Annotated in this window: 1 rRNA gene; it reads left to right on the plus strand. The window is 56.3% G+C overall.

Features of this window, described 5'->3' with window-relative positions:
* Positions 1-1173, plus strand: a 23S ribosomal RNA gene (locus AC02VZ_RS26010); the annotation flags it as partial.
* Positions 1174-1219 lie beyond the last annotated feature (46 nt).

The raw sequence follows: 1219 nt of genomic DNA on the forward strand, positions 1-1219 counted from the left end.
TGAGCTGGGGGTGGCCGCAGAGACCAGCGAGAAGCGACTGTTTACTAAAAACACAGGTCCGTGCGAAGCCGTAAGGCGATGTATACGGACTGACGCCTGCCCGGTGCTGGAACGTTAAGGGGACCGGTTAGCTTGGATTCGTCCAGGCGAAGCTGAGAACTTAAGCGCCAGTAAACGGCGGTGGTAACTATAACCATCCTAAGGTAGCGAAATTCCTTGTCGGGTAAGTTCCGACCTGCACGAATGGCGTAACGACTTCTTGACTGTCTCAACCATAGGCCCGGTGAAATTGCACTACGAGTAAAGATGCTCGTTTCGCGCAGCAGGACGGAAAGACCCCGGGACCTTTACTACAGTTTGATATTGGTGTTCGGTTCGGCTTGTGTAGGATAGCTGGGAGACTGTGAACTCTGGACGCCAGTTCAGGGGGAGTCGTCGTTGAAATACCAGTCTGGTCGTGCTGGATGTCTAACCTGGGTCCGTGATCCGGATCAGGGACAGTGTCTGATGGGTAGTTTAACTGGGGCGGTTGCCTCCTAAAGGGTAACGGAGGCGCCCAAAGGTTCCCTCAGCCTGGTTGGTAATCAGGTGTTGAGTGTAAGTGCACAAGGGAGCTTGACTGTGAGACCGACGGGTCGAGCAGGGACGAAAGTCGGGACTAGTGATCCGGCGGTGGCTTGTGGAAGCGCCGTCGCTCAACGGATAAAAGGTACCCCGGGGATAACAGGCTGATCTTCCCCAAGAGTCCATATCGACGGGATGGTTTGGCACCTCGATGTCGGCTCGTCGCATCCTGGGGCTGGAGTCGGTCCCAAGGGTTGGGCTGTTCGCCCATTAAAGCGGTACGCGAGCTGGGTTTAGAACGTCGTGAGACAGTTCGGTCCCTATCCGCTGTGCGCGTAGGAGTCTTGAGAAGGGCTGTCCCTAGTACGAGAGGACCGGGACGGACGAACCTCTGGTGTGCCAGTTGTTCTGCCAAGGGCATGGCTGGTTGGCTACGTTCGGGAGGGATAACCGCTGAAAGCATCTAAGCGGGAAGCCTGCTTCGAGATGAGGGCTCCCACCCACTTGATGGGGTAAGGCTCCCAGTAGACGACTGGGTTGATAGGCCGGATATGGAAGCACGGTAACGTGTGGAGTTGACCGGTACTAATAGGCCGAGGGCTTGTCCTCAGTTGCTCGCGTCCACTGTGTTGGTTCTGAAACCACGAACAACCCC

This window comes from Streptomyces sp. 3-6 (assembly GCF_056323165.1).